14 protein-coding genes are annotated in these 14,993 nt (G+C 66.0%); 1 reads left to right on the plus strand and 13 read right to left on the minus strand.

Annotated features, from left to right (window positions below; genetic code table 11):
- Positions 1 to 5 precede the first annotated feature (5 nt).
- Positions 6 to 677, minus strand: coding sequence for a TetR/AcrR family transcriptional regulator (locus tag KU893_RS14055; protein ID WP_218234999.1), 672 nt, complete (start codon positions 675 to 677; stop codon positions 6 to 8).
- A gap of 95 nt (positions 678 to 772) precedes the next feature.
- Here KU893_RS14055 and KU893_RS14060 point away from each other — a divergent pair, with 95 nt between their 5' ends.
- A complete protein-coding gene (locus tag KU893_RS14060) occupies positions 773 to 1,930 on the plus strand; it encodes an acyl-CoA dehydrogenase family protein (RefSeq protein WP_218235000.1) in 1,158 nt (385 codons plus the stop codon).
- A 145-nt stretch (positions 1,931 to 2,075) separates the two neighbouring features.
- Here KU893_RS14060 and KU893_RS14065 read toward each other — a convergent pair whose 3' ends face one another.
- The 12 genes from KU893_RS14065 to KU893_RS14120 form a co-directional block, all read right to left on the minus strand.
- A complete protein-coding gene (locus KU893_RS14065; RefSeq protein ID WP_218235001.1) occupies positions 2,076 to 2,903 on the minus strand; it encodes an adenylate/guanylate cyclase domain-containing protein in 828 nt (275 codons plus the stop codon).
- A gap of 222 nt (positions 2,904 to 3,125) precedes the next feature.
- Complete coding sequence (locus tag KU893_RS14070) at positions 3,126 to 3,743, minus strand: lysophospholipid acyltransferase family protein (RefSeq protein WP_257441205.1); 618 nt, start codon at positions 3,741 to 3,743, stop codon at positions 3,126 to 3,128.
- A gap of 396 nt (positions 3,744 to 4,139) precedes the next feature.
- Positions 4,140 to 4,715, minus strand: a complete 576-nt coding sequence (locus tag KU893_RS14075; protein WP_257441207.1) for a PaaI family thioesterase — start codon at positions 4,713 to 4,715, stop codon at positions 4,140 to 4,142.
- Positions 4,716 to 4,772: 57 nt separating this feature from the next.
- A complete protein-coding gene (locus KU893_RS14080; RefSeq protein WP_218235002.1) occupies positions 4,773 to 6,404 on the minus strand; it encodes a long-chain fatty acid--CoA ligase in 1,632 nt (543 codons plus the stop codon).
- Between the two features lie 76 nt (positions 6,405 to 6,480).
- Positions 6,481 to 7,548: a BtrH N-terminal domain-containing protein gene (locus KU893_RS14085; RefSeq protein ID WP_218235003.1), complete on the minus strand. Its 1,068-nt coding sequence runs from the start codon at positions 7,546 to 7,548 to the stop codon at positions 6,481 to 6,483.
- Between the two features lie 42 nt (positions 7,549 to 7,590).
- Positions 7,591 to 8,427 (minus strand): SDR family oxidoreductase, encoded by an 837-nt coding sequence (locus KU893_RS14090; protein WP_257441212.1) that lies wholly within the window; start codon positions 8,425 to 8,427, stop codon positions 7,591 to 7,593.
- Positions 8,424 to 9,953: an aldehyde dehydrogenase family protein gene (locus KU893_RS14095; RefSeq protein WP_218235004.1), complete on the minus strand. Its 1,530-nt coding sequence runs from the start codon at positions 9,951 to 9,953 to the stop codon at positions 8,424 to 8,426. Before KU893_RS14095 ends, KU893_RS14090 begins: the two co-directional genes overlap by 4 nt.
- The gene (locus KU893_RS14100; RefSeq protein ID WP_218235005.1) at positions 9,950 to 10,675 is read right to left on the minus strand and encodes a transglutaminase-like domain-containing protein; all 726 of its coding nucleotides are present in this window, start codon (positions 10,673 to 10,675) and stop codon (positions 9,950 to 9,952) included. The genes KU893_RS14095 and KU893_RS14100 overlap by 4 nt, the downstream gene beginning before the upstream one ends.
- Positions 10,672 to 12,132, minus strand: coding sequence for a cytochrome P450 (locus KU893_RS14105; RefSeq protein WP_218235006.1), 1,461 nt, complete (start codon positions 12,130 to 12,132; stop codon positions 10,672 to 10,674). The genes KU893_RS14100 and KU893_RS14105 overlap by 4 nt, the downstream gene beginning before the upstream one ends.
- Before the next feature lie 430 nt (positions 12,133 to 12,562).
- Entirely contained in the window at positions 12,563 to 13,117 is a 555-nt protein-coding gene (locus tag KU893_RS14110; protein WP_218235007.1) for an Rv1363c family protein, read from the minus strand.
- On the minus strand, positions 13,114 to 13,644 hold the full coding sequence (locus KU893_RS14115; protein WP_218235008.1) for an Rv1363c family protein: 531 nt from the start codon (positions 13,642 to 13,644) through the stop codon (positions 13,114 to 13,116). Before KU893_RS14115 ends, KU893_RS14110 begins: the two co-directional genes overlap by 4 nt.
- Before the next feature lies 1 nt (position 13,645).
- Positions 13,646 to 14,986 (minus strand): MCE family protein, encoded by a 1,341-nt coding sequence (locus tag KU893_RS14120; RefSeq protein ID WP_218235009.1) that lies wholly within the window; start codon positions 14,984 to 14,986, stop codon positions 13,646 to 13,648.
- Between the last annotated feature and the right edge of the window lie 7 nt (positions 14,987 to 14,993).

A 14,993-nucleotide genomic window follows, 5' to 3' on the forward strand; every position in this document is an offset into this window, starting at 1 on the left:
GGTCCTCAAGGGACGGTGAGCAAACTGTCGTTGTCGATCGCGAGCCCGACACTCTGGGCGAGGTCGCGCATGACCAACCAAACTTGGTGGGCGATACGGGTGACGACCTCATCCTGGGACTCGTCGTGGTGGTCGAGCCACCAAATGATGCCCGCATCGACCATGCCCATCAGCCCCGCCATGACGCCGTCGGGCGGTTCAACCTGGACGTCAGGGGTGCGCAAGTACGCCGAAGCTGCGGCCACCACCTCTCCCAGGAATCGCGTGCGCCCCAGCCGAGCCCGATGAGTTGCCTTGGTCTGCTGGCGAGCGGCCATGAATCGATACAGGTTCGGATTCTCTGCAGCCCACCTCACAGCGGCCGCGATCACACCTTCAATGATCGCTGGCGCGGTGCCGCTGTGCCGCATCGCGGGACGCACGGTCTCGATTAGCTGGGTAGCGGCAAATCGCAGCACCTCGCTCTCGAGGTCGTCCTTGCTGTCGAAGTGGCGATAAACGTGAGGTCTCGCCACCCCGGCTCGCTCGGCAATCTGGGCGGTGCCTACCCCTGCGCCATATTGCTCGATCGCACCAGCCGCAGCGACCACGATCTGCTCGCGTCGTGGGGCGCGGTGGGAGTCGTGCGCAGTCGATCGACGCACGACCGCCGTGTCCACCCACTTCGCGACATCCACGGCCGCAATCTAACCCATCGCACTAGCGCCGGTACAACCTGTACCCGTAGGGTGGTACAGGTTGTACCCGCACCCACGACCCCCTTGGAGGACCCATGCCCGGCCGCCGCTCGCCCTGGATGACCCAGGACCTCGACGACTTCCGCGATCTCGCCCGAACCTTCTGCGAGAAGGAGATCAAGCCCAACATCGACCGCTTCATCAAGAACAAGCGCGTCGACCGCGAGCTCTGGACACAAGCGGGCAAGCTCGGTCTGCTGTGCACGTCCATTCCGGAGGAGTACGGCGGCGGCGGCGGCAACTTCTATCACGAGGCGATTCTGATCGAGGAGCAGGCGCGCGTCGGCGACAGCAGTTGGGGCGCGTCGCTGCACAGTGGCATCGTCGCGCACTACCTGCTGCACTACGGCACCGAGGAGCAGCAGCAGGAGTGGCTTCCCAAGATGGCATCCGGCGAGGTCGTCACCGCTATCGCGATGACCGAGCCCGGCACTGGGTCGGATCTGCAGGGAATCAAGACCCGTGCCATTCGCGATGGCGATGACTACGTCATCAATGGCGCCAAGACGTTCATTACCAATGGCTACCACGCGGATATGGTTCTGCTGGCCTGCAAGACCAATCCTGACGAGGCCGCGGCCGGCGTCTCGCTGGTCATCGTGCCGACCAGCTCCGAGGGCTTTCGGCGCGGCCGGGTGCTGGACAAGATTGGCCTCAAGGGACAAGACACCTGCGAGCTGTTCTTCGACGACGTGCGCGTCCCGGCCAGCAACCTGCTGGGCGCCGAGGAGGGTCAGGGCTTCATTCAGCTCATGATGCAGCTCCCTCAGGAGCGCCTCCTCGTCGCCGTCAGTTGCGCCGCATCGATGGATCTGATGCTCGATCTCACGCATGAGTACACGTTGTCGCGCGAGGCGTTCGGCAAGCCGATCTTCGGGTTTCAAAACACGAAGTTCAAGCTTGCCGAGGTTGCCACCGAGGCCCGCGTGACACGCGCCTTCGTCGACGAATGCATCTCCCTTCATGTGCAGGGTGGGCTCGACATCCCGACCGCTGCAATGGCGAAGTATTGGGCTTCGGAGCGTGCTCAACAGGTGGCCGACACGTGCCTGCAACTCCACGGCGGCTACGGCTACATGGAGGAGTACCCGATTGCGCGAGCGTGGACCGACCTGCGGATCAGTCAGATCTACGCCGGTACCACCGAGATCATGAAGGAGATCATCGCCCGGTCTCTGCCCAAGCCCAGCTGACTTGGGTCTCGACTCGCGCGTTCGCAACGCCTCACCTGGGATCGGACGGTGTTTGCCGCGTCGGTGGCGCAAGAGAATGGTGAGTGGACGTGCGGGGGGTGTTTGCCAGCCTTGGTCGGCCAGCGAAAGCCCGAGTTTTCGGGCCTCAAGCGCAGCGCACCCACCACAGTTGATGGACCCCGGACAGGCCCTTGAGGTCGGTCCGGGGTCCCGGCTCTAGGTCGAACTCCAAGTCGGAATCCGCGACCTCGCCCAGGCAGCGCCGCAAGTCGTCCGACACGACGACTTGGCCGCCTGCGGCGTGTCCCGCCACCCGGGCAGCCATCGCCACGTTGCGGCCAAAGTAGTCGCCGCCCCTGGCCACTACCGCGCCGACGTGGAGACCGATTCGGTCCTTGACCTGCGTATGCCGCAGTTCGCTCGCCGTCAACGAGTCGAGCCTGCGCTGGATGTCGATCGCTGCTCGCACACCGTCGACCGGTCCGCGGAAGACGACCATGAAGCCGTCGCCCTGCGTCTTGACAACGTGGCCACGGTGACGACGTATCTGCTCGCGAACGATGCGGTCGTGATCCCCGAGCAGCCGCACCCACTCATCGTCACCAAGCCGCTCGTTGTGAAGGGTCGAGTCCTCGATGTCGGAGAAGAAGATCGTGACGGTGCCGTCGGGTGCCGCGTTACGCAGGATCGTCGCACGGTCCTCGGTCACCCACCGGGTGATGTCCTCGATTGAGGAGACGAGAAGACCGCTGATTCCGCCTTCGCGGACACGGGTCGCAGTCTCAACCACCGCCTTCACCGCCATCCCGGTGACCCGGCGGCTGCGTGACCCGGTGCTCCCTACGAGTTCGCTCTCAAGCTCGGCAACCCGGCCTCGGGCCCTTCGCAGTTGTAGCCGCGATACAACTAGGGAGAGGAGTGTCAGCGTCAGCAGCCCGGTTAGACCGACGATGGCGGCAAGCTCGACGGGCACGGTACTCACCGATCCCCACGGGGGCGGCTGTGCCGGGCCAGGATCGTGACCCGAAGTCCGGCCGCGGCCGGCGTTCGCACTGACCGACTGCCGGTCGGCTCGACGAAGAGGCGGCCAACCACGCCCGCGTCGCATCCTGATATCGCAACTGCTGCCCGTGGCGAGTTATCCCGCGCTCGTCGGTACCCCATGACCCATCGCGCCGAAACCGACGCCTGGCGATCAGTCCGCACGCTGCCCGCCTTCCAGCTCCTCAACCATCTGCCCCAGAGTGTCGGCGAGTCGTCGTGTACCATCGCGGACCGCCTCCGGCTCAAGTCCGCGCTGCCTTAGGTCGGTCAGGTTTAGGGGGCGACCGACGTTGATGGTGACAGTGGGCCGCTTGAGCAGCCGCGGGCGCCGGCTATAGGCGGGCAGGATGTCCTGGGCACCTCGCTGCGCCACCGGAATGAGTGGTGCCCCGGACTCGAGCGCCAGCCGCACAGCTCCTGTCTTCAGATTCAGCAGGCGGCCGTCACGGTCTTTCGTGATCGATCCTTCGGGATAGACCACGAGAAGTGCACCGCCGCGAAGCGCAGTCAAGGCGGCGCCGAATCCGTCGCCGCCATGCGAGCGATCCACCTCCACGTGCCCGGCGGCTCGGAACCACCGCCCGACAATGCCCTCTCCGAACAGACTGCTCTTGGCCAGAAATGCCGGCGTCCTGCCTTGCGCGAGCACCATCTCGGCGATGAGCAATGGGTCCACATGAGACACGTGGTTCGCGGCAAGCACCACCCCGCCGCTTGGTGGGATCTGGTCAAGTCCACGCCAGTCCCGACGTCGCACCAGAATCAGCACGGGCTTGCAGACCAAGAAGGCCACCCACCACGCCACGCCCCAGTCAGGTCGCGTTCCCGGCGACATCACCGAATTCCCGCCATGGGCTGGGTCCAGAGGTAGTCGGTGCTCACGTCGGTGCCGGTCATGTGATCATCTCCGATGTCGCCGTCATGCGGCGCACCGCAAATCCTGCACAAGAGCCTGCCCTCGGGAATGAGTGCAGACCTGAGTCGGTCAGCCCCCGCTCCTCGATGCCAATCCCGGCCGCAGTAGCCGTACCGCACGGGCGGCGCTCTCCCAGTCGCATCCGCCAGCCGTCCTCCGCGAACTCGCGGTGGCGTTCGCGATCGGTCCTCAGCGCAGATGACCAGCCGGCATAGCCCCGCGAACCTCGGGATGTCGCCTCAACGATCCTCAATCGCTCCGACCCATCCCTTGTTCGGCGCCCGCGGCAAAATGTCCAGGACCGACCACCACGAAGGTGGCCGCGGCCGACCCCGCCTTCTGGCCGGCGTCGTCCCAGGCGTCAGCATGGAGTAGCAGTCGACGTCCTTCGCGCTGGGCGACCTGTGCGGAGAATGTGTAGGGACGGTGTAGCCGGAACGGGGCGTGGTACTCGATGGTGAGGCTGCGCGTGACGGCGAGCGAACCGACCGTGTAGAGGGCGAATCCGAAGAGGTCGTCAAAAGCGAGGGCGACCGCTCCGCCGTGCGCAATGCCAGGGGCACCCACTTGAGCATCGGAGAAGCGGTGGACCGCCTCGACGCCCGTCGCGGTGCGCACGACCTGCAGATCCAGGCCGGCGGGATTGCGGGGCCCGCACCCGGCGCAGTCCGGGGAATGGGGTGGCAGCCTCTGGCCGATCTCCACCGTGTCCTGACCTGCGAGGTGCTCCGTCCACCGCGAGATCACTCCCACGTCACCGGGCAGATTCCCTTCGCCGCCGCCGGCGGGCACCTGCCGGTCGCCATTGTCGAACACTGCCGCCACGCATATCACTCCTCTTCTGCCGTCCAGTCTCGCGCTCTCCGAATGGGCCAAGGTTTCTCAGATCTCGATGACGGCCAGCTCGCCGTCGGCATGCAGGGAGCGCAGGCGCTTCTTGTCGAACTTGCCGACCGAGGTCTTGGGCACCTCGGCGACGAAGCACCAGCGTTCGGGCAGCCACCACTTGGCCACCTTGTCCTCGAGGAACTCGCGGAGCTGACTCGGCGTGGGCTCTCTGCCCTCGCGGACGACGACCACAGCCAGGGGCCGTTCTTGCCACTTCACGTCCGGGACCCCGATCACGGAAGCCTCCAGAACGTCAGGATGGCCGGCAAGCAGCAACTCGAGCTCAACAGAGGAGATCCACTCTCCACCGGACTTGATCACATCCTTAGTCCGGTCGGTCAGCGTGACGAAGCTCCGTGAATCGATGCGACCGACATCACCGGTGCGGAGCCAGCCGTCGTGGAACTTCTCCCCGTCGTCCTCCTCACCAAAATAGGCACCGGTGATCCACGGCCCGCGCACCTGCAGCTCCCCCACCGCCTCGCCGTCGTGAGGAAGCTCATGGCCGGCGTCGTCGACAATCCTCAACTCCACCCCAGCCACCGGACGGCCCTGGGTGGCACGCAGACGCCACCGCTCCTGCTCGTCGAGGGACGCAGAAGGTCGCGCAACGGCGGCCAACGGCGAGGTCTCGGTCATCCCCCACGCCTGGAGGATCTGGACCCCGTACTTTTCCTCGAAGCTCTGCATCAGGTGCAGAGGCACCGCTGAGCCACCGCAGGCAACCAGGTCGAGCGAAGAAACGTCGTGGCCCGGGTTCGATTCCAGGTAGTTCAAGACGTCGTTCCAGATCGTCGGGACCGCACCGGCGATCGTCGGCCGCTCTGCATCGATCAGTCGCACCAGCGGTTCGGCCTGCAAGAACCGCTCAGGCATCAGCAGGTCGGCACCTGCCATGAATGCCGCGTAAACCAGGCCCCAGGCGTTGGCGTGGAACATTGGCACGATCGCGAGGATCCGGTCACCACAGCCGATTCCGAGGCCGTCGGCGGCGCAGGCCGCCATAGAGTGCAGGTAGGTCGACCGGTGGCTGTAGGCCACGCCCTTGGGGTTGCCGGTGGTGCCGGAGGTGTAGCACATGGCCGCTGCCGAATGCTCATCGAGGTCTGGCCAGTCAAAGGTCTCGGGCTGAGCAGCGATGAACTCCTCGTAGCCCACGACGGTGACCCCCTCGCGGCGCAGAGGGGCGAGATCGGCGCCACCGGTCACCACTACGGTGTGCACGCTGCTGATCTGTGGCAACACGGGAGCCAGCAGGGGCACCAGACTGCCATCGACGATCACGACCTGATCCTGGGCGTGGTTGCCGATATAGACGAGTTGCTCCGAGGTGAGGCGAAGGTTCAAGGTGTGCAGCACCGCTCCCATGGAGGGCACCGCCAAGTAGGCCTCCGCGTGCTCCTGGTTGTTCCACATGAAGGTCGCGATGCGCTCATCGCCCGTGATCCCACAGCCTCGCAACGCGTTGGCCAACTGTGCAGCCCTGCGGCCGACCTCAGCGAACGTGCCCACCCTCACGGACCCGTCGGGCTGCAGGGTCCGCACGGTCGCTGAGCCATGGACGCTCGAGCCGTGGCGCAGAATCGCCGTGGTCGTCAACGGGACATTCATCATCGTGCTCTGCATGACATTCCTTCATCGTGAGTACATTCGAACGGACAGCGATTCGGAGCGTTCGCTACGCGTCCGGAAACAGCGCCGATCAGCGATCTGTGGTGTTCAACGAACGTGCGGCACGTTCCAGGGACTCGACCAGACGCAATTCGACCTCCGGCAGCTGACTCGCCATCGAGGCCACCGTGTCGACCCGAGCTCGAATAGGGGCTTCGCGTTGGATCGCGGCGCGTGCGGTGGCGGTCCAGGTCTGCGCACAACGCGCGGCGGCGACCGCAAGCTCTGCGGTCGCGGGGTCGCCGGTCAGCCGAGCGACGTCCGCGCACCCATCGGCGAGCAGGCGCCGGAACAGCCCGCCACCGGTGCCTGCCTTCTCGATGAACGCGCCGAGGCTGAACAGGAGGATCTCAAGTTCGTCGTCGGGAAGGTCGCCCCAGGTCTCGACGTCGTCCGCCAACTCAGCGACCGCTGCCAAACCCTCGGCGCCGACCGCCGCCGTCGTGGGATCGGCGATGCCGTGCTGCGACGGATCGCGCATGTTGACCGCAGACTGACTGAACGCGCCTGCGGCCACACGCTCAATCGCGGGGAGCGAGCGGGGCCAGGTGATGCGGTACGTGCAGTGGCGCGTCGGCTGCGGGAAAGCCACCGAGGCCCGTGCCCGAGCCAACGCTTCGAGTGGAACCTCCTGCACCTCGGCACGGTCGTTGTCGACGACGAAGGCGACATTCGTGGCCTCGTCGTAGCCGATCACCACAATGTCGTGGCGGCTCATTTGGAGCTGGACCCGCAGGTACGGCAGTTCGGAGATGTCACCCCACACGAGGCTGGGTCGGCCGGCGTCGACTTCGTCGCGAACCCACGACCATCCCTCATCGGGATCGTCGGTGGTGAGAACCTGCACCAGCCCGCCGAGGCGTACAGGCAAGTCGACTTCGAAGTCAGCGCCTCGTCCCACCAGATACAGCGGGGGAACGAGGTCGCTCGATCGGAGGTAGGACAGCCCCAATGCGCCGCCGAGCGCGAACACCAGGCCCTCATCGGGCGGTCCGTCCCACCCCAGACCGTGCCAGTGCAGAAGATCCCGCATCGCACCCGAACCGCAGTGCCCCCCCATCCGATGGGGGTAGTCCTGGATCAGGGTCCTTTGGTGCATGTGATGTCCTTCTCGTGTGGCCGGATGGTTCGGAGATGGGGGTTAGTTGTTCCGGATTCGATCCAGGTAGGCCTGGCGGGCACCCATGTCGACGTCGTCGAGGAACACCGAGTCCGTGCCCAGGGCCGAGCCAAGCCCGGCTGCCACCCGTCCAGGCACGAACTTCATCGCCGCAACCATGCCGCCGGCGAGGCGGGTGACGCGTACGAACGGGCGAGGGCGCTCGATCAGGTCGGCCGTCGCCCGAGCGATCTCCTGGGGTTCGGCGTTGCGCAGTCCCTTGGCTCCGGCCGTTCCGGCGACGAGCTCGGTGTTGGTGAAGGTAGGTCGAACGGTGGACAGCTGGACCCCGGACTTGCGATATTCCTGCCGGGCGGCCTCGGTGAATCCGATGACTGCGAACTTGGTGCCACAGTAGGTTGCAAGGCCCGGCACCGAGAGCTCACCGGCCAGCGACGCGGTGTTGATGATGTGTCCGGTACGGCGGGGCAGCATCCGTTGCAAGGCGAGCTTGGTTCCGAAGATCACTCCGAGCACGTTGATCTCCACTTGGCGGCGAGTGACGGCGTCGTCCTCCTCGTGTGCGTGCCCGGTGGGCATGATGCCCGCGTTGTTGATCAGCACGTCGAGAGGACCGAGCTGCTTCTCGACCGTGTCGAGGAAGGTCCGGAACGAGTCGGGGTCGGTCACGTCGAGACGAGTGACGACGGTCACCCCGAGTTCGGCTGCGGCCTCCTTTGCGCGTGCCTCGTCGACGTCACCGATCGCGACACGGTGGCCTCGTCGGATCAGCTCCTTAGCGGTCTGGTACCCAATGCCGCGGGCTCCGCCGGTGATCGCGATCGTCTTGGCTGCCATAGGTGTGGTGGGCGTCGTCACTTGCTGTGCTCCTTGTTCATGCCGAGGCGCTGACGCAAGCCGCGCCCGGCGGCCGCGCGCAACACCTTTCCGGCGATGGCCGTACGCCGGGAGGAGTACGGGTACCACGTGAGTTCTCGTGCCAGCACGGGGAGCCGCGGCTCGGTCACCGCTCGGACCCGGCAATACTTGTGCAGCCCGTAGGCTCCTCCGAGCCGGGCGCCGATCCCCGAGGCCTTCCAGCCACTGTGGGGCAGCGTCATGGCGAAGAGGTTGCTGAAGACGTCGTTGATGTTGACCGCACCCGCATCCAAGCGTCGTGCGACGCGCCGCCCGCGGGCGTGGTCGCGCGTCCACACCGTCGCCGACAATCCGTAGGGCGAGTCGTTGGCCAGTCGGATGGCTTCGTCTTCGTCGGCGACGCACATCACCGGGATCGTGGGGCCGAAGGTCTCCTCGGTCATGCAGTCCATCGTGTGATCCACGTCGACCAGGACGGTCGGCGCGTAGTAGTTCCCGGCCGCGCCCCGGATGCCGCCGGCCAGGACCTTGGCACCGGCCGCGACTGCCTCGCTGACGTGGCGATCCGCGATGTCGACCTGCCTCGCGGTGACCATCGCGCCGACGTCGTCTCCTGGCGTCGCACCTTGGGTCAGGGCTTGCACCCGCTGGGCCAGGCGAGACACGAACTCGTCGTAGATCTCTGCCACCACGTAGACCCGCTCGACGGAGATGCAGACCTGCCCTGCGTTGAACAGGCCGCCCCACGCGACACCCTCCACCGCACGAGCAAGATCGGCGTCCTCGAGCACGATCGCCGGGTCCTTGCCGCCCAGCTCCAGACTTAGCGGCTTCAACTGCTCAGCACAGCGGACGGCGACCGCACGACCAGTGACAGTGGAACCGGTGAACTGCACAAAGTCAGCGGCGTCGACCACCGCTGCACCGGTATCGCCGGCGCCCACGACATGTGCCAGAACCGGTGGGGCGCCGATCTCTTGCCAACCCTCGATGACCCGCGCGCAGGTCAGCGGAGTCTCTTCCGAGGACTTAGCCAGGACTGCACAGCCGGCAGCCAAGGCGGGTGCTGCGTCCATGAGGAAGAGGGTGATCGGAAAGTTCCACGGGGTGACAAGGCCGACGAGGGGGTAGGGCTGGTAGGTCTTGGACAGCCGCTTCGGCAGGCTCAGCAGACCCGAGGACCGGACCTTCTCATCGGCGAGAAAGTCCGCGGCATGGTCGGCGTAGTAGGTGATGAATTCGCACGACGCAGTGGTCTCCACGAGTGCGTCAGGGCGCACCTTGCCCGTCTCGGCCTGCAACAAATCGGTGAGCTCATCGGTGTGAGCCAGGATCCAGTCGCGCCACCGACGCATCCACCGCGCACGCTGCCGCGGCCCAGCCTCGGCCCATGCGCGTTGGGCGAGGCGGAGCTCGGCCGCGATACGGTTCACGGTCTCCCGATCGTCCACAGGGACGGTTCTGACCAGCCGGCCGTCGGAGGGGTTCCGCACCTCCAGGGTGGCTGCTGTGGTCGTCGTGCTCATCGGGCCTCCTGGGGGCAGTGGGACCCGCGGGAAGCTCCATCGGGCCCGGTCTGGCTTATGGGTTGCGTGGCGAAGGCGTCATCGACCGGATGCGCGGAGGTATCCACCATCGGTCCATACGTGTCCCGAAGTTCGGCCAGGATGGCGGCCAAGGGCAGGTCGTCGAAGACACCACGCTCGCGGATGTACTCCATGTGTTGGGTGCCGTCCGCAGTGAAGGCGTGCATCAGTGCGTCGTGTTCGCCGTCGAATTCCACTGGAGGAACACCGAAACGCGCACACAACTCGGTGTTGAACGCCGGTGTCGCCTTGAGCCACGTGCCGTCGACACAGATACTGCTGTATCCGTGATAGACGAAGAGGTCGGTGCCGCCCATGCGCGCTCGCAATGCGTCGGTCTGCAAATGATTGCGGACATCGGCGAAGCCCAGCCGCGCCGGAATCCCTGCCGAACGGCAAACCGCGGTCAATAGCACCGCCTTCGGAACGCAGTAGGCGCGGCCGGCCTGGAGGACGAAGCTCGCCCGGTAATGGGCCGGATCGTCCGAAACGGAGTACGGGTCGTACCAGACTCGGTCGCGTACGGCGGTGAAGAGCCGTATCGCCTTCTCCTTGTCGGTACTCGCATCACCGATCGCGGCCGCGGCGAACGTGCGGACGGCATCATGCTCGATGTCGAGGAACTCGGTCGCCTCCAGGAACGACACCGGCGCCTGACTCACCTGCGCTCCAGTGTGATCGGCAGCCCATCGACGGGAATCGGTAGCGAGGTGTTGTCCCACCTTGCTTCGTAGTCGTCCGGAACCGTCCAGGTGTAGTTGCGCAGCATCTGGTGGAGGATTGCCTTGACCTCAAGGGTTCCGAAGTGAAGACCGATGCACTTGTGCACCCCGCCGCCGAACGGGATCCACCCGAAGCGGTGCTGCTGGTCCTCACGCCGCGGCTCGCTGAAGCGGGCAGGGTCAAAGGTGTCGGGGTCGGTCCAGTACGACTCGTCGAAGTGATTGACCGCCGGAGCCACGGCCACCAGGGTGTCCGCCGGAATGTGGTGTCCTGCGATCTCGACGTCCTCGACCGTCTTGCGCATCACGATCGGCACTGGCGCGACCAGGCGCAGGGTCTCCTTGATCACCAGGTCGAGAGTCGCCAGAGACTCCAGGTCATCGATGTTCGGCGTACGCTCGCCGAGTTGGTCAGACTCGGCCCGAGCCCGTTCCTGCCACGCCGGGTGCTTGGCGAGGAAGTAGGCGGCGGCCGCAGTGGTGATGGTCGAGGTGTCGTGGGCCGCCATCATCAAGAAGATCATGTGGTTGATGACGTCTTCGTCGGTGAAGGCGTCGCCTTCAGCCGTCCGCGCATGACACAGGCCGGCAAACAGGTCACCGCCTTGGCCGTTGCGGGCCGCGGGCAAGTGCCGTGCAAAGTAGGCCTCCAGCAAGGCCCGCCCACGGACCCCGGCTCGCCAGCGGGTCCCCGGCAGCGGGACGCGGACGATCGAGCTCGCTGCGCGGACGGTGGCCACGAAGGCGGCGTTGATGGCGTCGGTGTCCTCGCTCCCGCCCCGCCCTGCCATGAAGACCTCGGTGGCGATGTCGAGAGTCAGACTCTTCAGCAGCGGGTAGATGCGCGTGGACTTGCCTGTGGTCCACGCGGGGATGTTGGCCTCCAGCGTCGGTCCGAGTTGGTTGACGTATCCGGCGAGCCGATCACGGGTGAACGCCTCCTGCATGATGCGTCGGTGCATCTTGTGTTCGTCGAAGCTCATCAGCATCAGGCCTCGGTGGAAGAAGGCGTCGATGAGATAGGTCCACCCGTCCTGGGAAAGGGACTTCGCCTTGGTGGTCAGCGCCTCCTGTGTGGCATCCGGGCCGGCTACGACCACCATCTTGGTGCCGAAGGCGCCCATCCAGGAGACCGGGCCAAGTCGCTCGTACCTGGCACGCGTGAAGTCCGATCCGAACCGGATGTAATCCAAGGTGTGGCCGAGAAGAGGAAGGCCGGCGGTCCCTTGAACCGGCTTGAGGCCGGAACCGGCCGGAGCCGGGGCGAGTTCATGGATCGGCCACTGGTCGCTGAGCCCACGCAGGGCCGCGTCCACCCGAACCGGTAGCGGCGCCAGGAGCACTGACGAGAGTCGATCGCGCCGCTTCGGCAACGCCGACGAGAGGAGGTTCGTCATTGAATTCCCTTTCCATGAGCGGCCAGCTCGACGTTCCCTTGCCGCGGAGCAGGACTCGTGCGTTCAGGGACCGGGAGTTTGGTCAGGCCTTTGGCTCCGTGTGCCGTTTTGCCTCAGCTCGGCCTGCCTTGGCAGTCACGGCGACATCCACAAGAATGAGACATTCTCGTCGCTTTTGTCAATGCATAGACAGTTCTGTTTTTTTGTAGGCCTCGAGAGTCCCAGTGTCTGCACCGAGTCGTCGAGCAGCGTTCGCACGACCATGCGGAGGTCCCGCTGTCGTCCGGCCTGCCAGTGTCGCCAAGCAGGTTCGGGCGCGGGATAGGAACGTCGGGCGCCGCACCGATCTGGACGTGCTCAAATCAGGCGAGGTGGCTGCGGTCCGAAGCCCAGCCGCAGGCGATGACCGCCCAGGGTGTGGGCCGCGGGCTCATACTGGCTTGAGGCTGGCGATCTTCCAGTCGCCGTCGACCGGCGTCATGGTGACCTCAACCCGGCTGCCGGCGACGGTCGTGCCTTCCTTGCCGGAGGTCGTGGTCTGGGTGAGGAAGAGCAGGACGACGACCTCGTCGGTGTCACCCCGGACCACGCCGGCGGCGCTGACCGTGGCGACGGTGCTGATCTTGCGTGCCTTCGCCTGCGGCTTTACGACCGCTTCAAGGATCTCGCCGTAGTCAGCGGTGAAGTCGCCCGTCGTCTGCGCCCGTGCGTTCGCAAGATCCTCGTCGAGCGTAGCGGTGTCGTAGCTGAGCAGTTCCGGCACCCGCTCCTGCGCGGCAGCCAGTGCGTCGCTCCGGGCGTCGGCGTCGGCCGCCGCACGGTGCGCCTGGAACCCGAATAACACCGCGGCCACCGCCGCCAACAAGACCAGCCCAACGGCGACCAGGCGAGTCCCTCCTCCCGCGCTGGTCGCCGTCCCCCCAGCAGTGCCCGTTCCCCTCTCATCGGCTATGTCCCTGACCTCCTGCTCGACGTCGGCACTCATGCCACGAACTCCAATCCCGAGACGAGCCACTTGCCATCGCTCCTGAGGAGATCGACCTTGAGCCGGTAGCTGCGCGGCTCGGCCTCCTTCGTGCTGCTGTTCTGCACCGTCCCTGTGGCGGCAACAATGACTGTTGCCTTGTCATCCGCGAACTTCACGACGCCGGTCGAGACCACCTCGCCGGTGGCCTTGACCTTGTTGTCGGCCAGCGCCTTCTGTAGCCGATCGGCCTGGCCCTCGAGCTCGGAGCGGAAGTCGGCGGTTGCGCCGTCGAGCAACCGGGCCATGTCCTTCTCAGACGATGAGCCGCTGATGTCGATCAGCCCCTCGACCTCGGCGCTCGCCGCGGCGGCCGCCGACTTCTCATCGGCGAGCTGGTTCCGCGCGTCTCGCCAAGCCAGCTCCCGTTCGCCCGCGAAGCCGAGCAGGCCCAGCACTGTCACAGCCACCACCGCAACCCGCAGCGTGATCCGTACATCGAGGCCCTTCATACCGCCCCCAAGGGACAGTCTCGGTCGCTCGCCCATGTCAGCTCCTCTCCAGGGGTACCAGCACGAGGACCTTCCAGAGATCCTCATCGTCGGCCTGCTGGTCCGGTGTCACGTCACTGGCCGCCGCGTCGTCGCCGCGTCCGACGGCTATGTCGTAGGCGACGGTGCCGCTCGAGTCGGGCCAGATCCCGCCGCGGAAGGTGATGCCGCACGTCGCTGGCAGAGGACCGCGGGTGCTTGAGTGCGGGCAGGGCAGGTTGCGGCCACCGCGTACGGCGGTCGGGTTGTCGGGTGCAATCTCGCAGTGTGCGAGCCGATTCACGTCGCGTGTGGTCGTGATCCCCGGGCTACGGCGCTCATTGGCCGGCAGGTAGCCCGTCTGGCAGGTCGGGGGGTTGTTGACCCCTGCCCGCAAATCCAGTTGAACGTCACCCAGGCCCGCGCGGGGATTCACTGCCGCTTGGAGCCGGGCTACGAGGGATGGGTAGAGAACGAGGATCTGCTTGACGTTGGGCAGGTAGGTGTTGAGCACTTCGGCATTCGTGGTCAGGTTGGCCAGCATCATCGGCAGCACCTGCTGGAGGTCAGCGACGGTGGCGGTGGCGGCATCGAGGCCCTCGGGGGCATTGTTCAGCAGCGTCTTGAGCTCCGCGCTGTCATTCCTTGCCAACGCGCTGGTGACGTCGTTGAGCGCGTCGGCGTACGACTGCGTCTCCGGCGCCAGCTCAGCTTGGGTACCCAGCACCGGCCGCAGCGCGGCGATCAGCGACGTCGTCGCATCGATCTGCGATTGGGCCTCGGTCAGCAGCTTGCCGGAGGAGTCGACGAGTTCGTTGAGCTCCGTCCCCGAGCCGCCGAGGCCCTCGTCGAGCTGGGACAGGACGGCCTTGGTCTTCTCCTTCGGGATCGACTTCAGCAGTCGGTTGACCGAGTCGAGGACTGGAGTGATCTGCGGCATTTCCACGGCCCGCTCCTGCGGGATCGCGGCGCCCTCGGCCAGGTAGCCTCCCTTGCCGCTGGTGTCGCTGCCGACCGGGTCGACGAGGTCGATGTATTGCTCGCCGATGGCTGAAGTGCTGTGCAGTTCGGCTGAGACTCCGGCAGGGATGTCCGTGCCGCTGTCGATGCGCAGGGTGGCGATCGCGCCGTCGCCGGTGACGTCGAGCTCGGAGACGACACCGACGTTGACGCCACGGTAGGTGACGGCGGCCCTGGGGTAGAGCCCGCTGGCGTCCTCGAAGTCGACGGTGACGTTGTAGACCCCGACGCCCAGCATCGCGGGAACCCGTGCGTAGTGGATGAATGCGTACCCGAGCGCGACGGTCGCGAGGACTGCGAAGACTTGCAGTTGGCGCTTGATCAGTGGTGTGAGCAGCATCCGCGTT

The organism is Nocardioides daeguensis (assembly GCF_019192965.1).
GTDB classification, from domain to species: Bacteria; Actinomycetota; Actinomycetes; order Propionibacteriales; family Nocardioidaceae; genus Nocardioides; species Nocardioides daeguensis.